Below are 4,323 nucleotides of genomic sequence, written 5' to 3' on the forward strand. Positions count from 1 at the left end.
TGGCCAAGGCGGGCGCCGCGTTCCTGTGGGTGGACCCCGGCCTGCCGCCGCTCCGGCAGGCCCGGCTGGTGTCCGGCGCGAAGGCGCTGCTCGCCGTCACGGCGGCGGGCCACGGCGAGGCACTGCCGCCCGGCCTGCCGGTCCTGGACCTGGACGCTCCGGACCACCGGGGCGGCGCGACGCTCCCGGCCCCGCCGCACCCCGACCACCTCGCCTACGTGCTCCACACCTCGGGGTCCACCGGAACCCCCAAGCCGGTGGCCGTCACCCGGCGCGGCACGGACACGACGGTCCGAGCCCAGCTGGGCCGCTTCGGCCTCGACGCCGGGAGCCGGATGGCGCAGCTCGCCCCCTGGAGCTTCGACGCCGCGATGTCCGAATGGCTCACGGCCATGGCGGCCGGCGCGGCCCTCGTGCTGCCGCCCGCGGGGGAGCCCCTGGTCGGCGAGGCACTGGCGCGCTGGATCGACACGGCCCGGGTGACGCACGTACAGCTCACGCCCGCCGTCCTGGCCACGTTGCCGGAAGGCTCCCTGACCGGGGTGCGCACCCTGGTCGTCGGCGGCGAGTCCTGCCCGCCGGAGCTCGTGGCCCGCTGGTCGCCCGGCCGGCTGATGATCAACGCGTACGGTCCCACCGAGGCGGGCGACACGGTGACGCTCGCCGACTGCCGGCCGGACGGCTCCGGCACGAGGGTGCCGATCGGCACCCCGGTGGCGAACGCGGCGGTCCACGTGCTCGACGCCGCGCTGCGGCCGGTCCCGCCCGGTACGCCCGGCGAGTTGTACGCCGCCGGCCCCGGCGTGACACGGGGCTACCTCGGCCGCTCGGCGGACACCGCGGAGCGTTTCGTGGCCTGCCCGTTCGGACCGCCGGGCGCCCGCATGTACCGCACCGGCGACCTGGCGCGCTGGACCGCCGGGGGTGAGCTGGAGTTCCTCGGCCGGGTCGACCGGCAGGTGCAGGTGCACGGCGTCCGGATCGAACCGGCCGAGGTCGAGGCCGCGCTGGCCGACTGTCCCGGTGTCGGCCAGGCCGCCGTGCTCGCGGTGGGCGAACCGCCCCGGCTGGTGGCGTACGCCGCACCGGGCGCGGGCCGAGAGCTGCCGTCGCCCGCCGACATGATCGACTGGCTCGCCGGAGTGCTGCCCCGGAACCTGGTGCCCTCGGCCGTGGTCCCGCTGGCCGCGCTGCCGCTCAACCGCCACGGGAAGGTCGACCGGCACATGCTGCCGGACCCGGAGGTGCCGCGCCGCGGTGCGCCCCGGAAGCCGGGCACCGAACGCGAACGGGTGCTCTGCGCCGCCGTCGCCGACACCCTGCGCCTGGACTCCGTGGGCCCGGACGACGACTTCTTCGGGATCGGCGGCGACAGCATCTCCTCGATCCAACTGGTGGCCCGGGCGCGGGCGGCGGGGCTACGGCTGACCGCCCGGCAGATCTTCGAGCACCGGACGGCGGCGGCACTGGCGGCGGTCGCCTCCGCTCTACGGACCGAGGACGACGCGGACGTGGCGGTCGGCCCGCTGGAGGTGTGGCCCATCGCCGCCTGGCTGCGCGAACGCGCGGCGCCCCTGGACGGTTTCGCCCAGTCGACCGTGCTCGGCACCCCGGCCGGCACCACCGGGGAGCAGTTGCTGACGGCGATCGGCGCGCTTCTCGACCGGCACGACGCACTGCGGCTCCGGCTGCTGCAGCCGCAGTGGACACTGGAGATCGCCCCGCGCGGCGCGGTGTCCGCGGCCGACTGCTGGCGGCGCGTCGACGTGCGGGGGCTGGACAGGGAGGCCCTGCGTACCGCCATCGACACCGAACGCGCCGACGACGGGGGCGGATTCGACCTCGCGGCCGGTGTGGTGCTGCGGGCGGTGTGGTTCGACGCCGGTCCGCGGGAGCCCGGCCATCTGCTGCTGTCCGTCCATCATCTGGCCGTCGACGGATACTCCTGGCGGGTGCTGGTGCCCGACCTGACGGCCGCCGCCGGCTCGGCGGCGGCCGGGGAACCGGTGCGGCTGCCCGCGGTGGGCACCTCGCTGCGCCGGTGGGTGCGGCTCCTCCACGAGCAGGCCGGCGGACCGCGGCGCCGTGCCGAACTGCCGTACTGGCTCCAGGTCACGGCACCGACCGCGGCCCCGGCGCTCGCCCGGCGGCCGCTGGATCCGGCCCGGGACACCTACGGCCGGGCCCGGTTCCGCACCTGCTTCGTCCCGGCGGAGCTGACGGCCGAACTGCTGACGACGGTCCCGGCCGCCTTCGGCGGCACCGTCCAGGACCTGCTGCTGACCGCGCTGGCCATGGCCGTCGCCGAGCACCGCCGGGACCACGGGGAACCGGACGACGGCACCCTGCTGGTCGATGTCGAGGGCCACGGCCGCGAGGAGATCGCCGAAGGCGTCGATCTCACCCGCACCGTGGGCTGGTTCACCAGCATGTATCCGGTGCTGCTGCGGCTCGGCGAGCAGGATCCGGCCGAGCTGTTCGACGGCGGTCCCGCGACCGGCCGCGCCGTGAAGCGGGTCAAGGAGCAGCTGCGCTCGGCGCCCGACGGCGGTCTCGGCTACGGCATGCTGCGCTACCTCGGCCCCGACACGGCCGCCGCCCTCGCGGACCGCGCCGCTGCCGAGATCCTCTTCAACTACCTGGGCCGGTTCGACGGGCCGTCGGGTACCGGTGCGTGGAGCCCGACGGTGGAGTCGGGAGAGCCGGCCGGCGGGCTCGACCCGGACATGGCCATGCCGCATGTCATGGAACTCAACGCCATGGTGGTCGGCGGCCCTTCCGGGCCCGCCCTGGCGGCGACCTGGTCGTGGGCCCCCGGCGCGCTCGACGACGCGACCGCCGCCGACCTGGCCGACGGCTGGCAGCGGGCGCTGCACGCGCTGTGCGCGCACGTGCGTGCACACGGCGGCGGCCGCACCCCGTCGGACTTCCCGCTCGCCCGACTGGACCAGGACGAGGTCGACCTGGTGACGCGTGAGCAGCCGGGCGTCCGGGACATCCTGCCGCTCACGCCGCTGCAGGAGGGCCTGCTCTTCCACAGCGGCTACGACGACGGCCCCGACCTGTACACGATGCAGCTCTACGTCGACCTCGTCGGCCCGGTGGACGCCGCCGCCGTCCGGCGGGCAGGCCGGCTGATGCTGCGCCGGCACCCGAACCTGCGGGCCGCGTTCCGCTGGCAGGGTCTGCGCCGCCCGGTCCAGGTGATCACGGACCACGACGACTTCGCGTGGCAGGAGACCGATCTGAGCGCGCTGGGCGAGACGGACCGCCGCGCGGCCCTGGACCTGCTGCAGGCCGCCGACCGCGACCAGCGGTTCGACCTCACCCGGGCACCCCTGATGCGGATGGCCCTCGTCCGGCTCGGACCGGACCGGCACCGGCTGCTGGTGACGCACCACCACACGCTGATCGACGGCTGGTCCACACCGCTGTTCGTGCGGGAACTCCTCAGGCTGGCCGCCGACGGGGGTGACACGGGCGCACTGCCGCCGGTGCGCCCGTACCGCGACTTCCTCGCCTGGCTCGACGGCCAGGACACGAAGGCCTCCGTCGCGGCCTGGGTCCGGGCGCTGGCGGAGCTGGACGGCCCCACCCTGGTGGCCGACGACCTCGGCACGCGGCACCTGCCGGTCCGCCCGCGGGAGCTGACGGCCGAACTGGACGCGGCCGCCACCGCCGCCCTCACCGCGGCGCTCCGCGAGCACGGGCTGACCCTGCACACCGTCGTGCTCGGCGTATGGGCCACGGTGCTGGCCCGGCTGACCGGCCGCGACGACGTGGTGTTCGGCGCCACGGTGTCGGGCCGGCCGGGCGAGCTCGACGGATCCGGCGAGATGCTCGGGCTGTTCATCAACACGGTGCCGGTGAGGATCCGGCTGCGCCCGGGCGACACCGTCGCCCGGCTCTTCCGGGAGATCGCCGCCGGCCAGGCGGAGCTGCTCGCCCACCACCACGTGCCGCTCAGCGAGATCCAGCGGACGACCGGGCACGACGCGCTCTTCGACACCGCCGTCGTGGTGGAGAACTTCCCGGCCGGCCCGGAGGACGACACCGGGCCGACAGACACCCTGCACGTCTCCGGGGCGGGCGGCTACGACGCCACGCACTACACGCTGGACCTGACCGTGGTGCCGCACGAGCGGCTGCGGATCGTGCTGCGCCACCGGCCGGACACCTTCGACCAGGCCGCGGCGGCGGCCGTCCTCGACCAGGTGGTGGAGCTGCTGCGCACCGTCGTGGCCGAACCGGAGGCCCCGGTGGGGCGGTTGCGGGCGCCGGCCGGTGCCGAACGGTCCCGCCGGCTCGCCGCGGGCGCGGCCC

General features: G+C 76.0%; 1 protein-coding gene. It reads left to right on the forward strand.

Going from position 1 to position 4,323, the window contains the following annotated elements; translation table 11 throughout:
- On the forward strand, positions 1 to 4,323 hold a 4,323-nt coding region (locus GA0115254_RS14525), incomplete at both ends, for a non-ribosomal peptide synthetase (protein WP_141720828.1).

The sequence above is a fragment of the Streptomyces sp. Ncost-T10-10d genome (assembly GCF_900091955.1).
GTDB lineage: Bacteria > Actinomycetota > Actinomycetes > Streptomycetales > Streptomycetaceae > Streptomyces.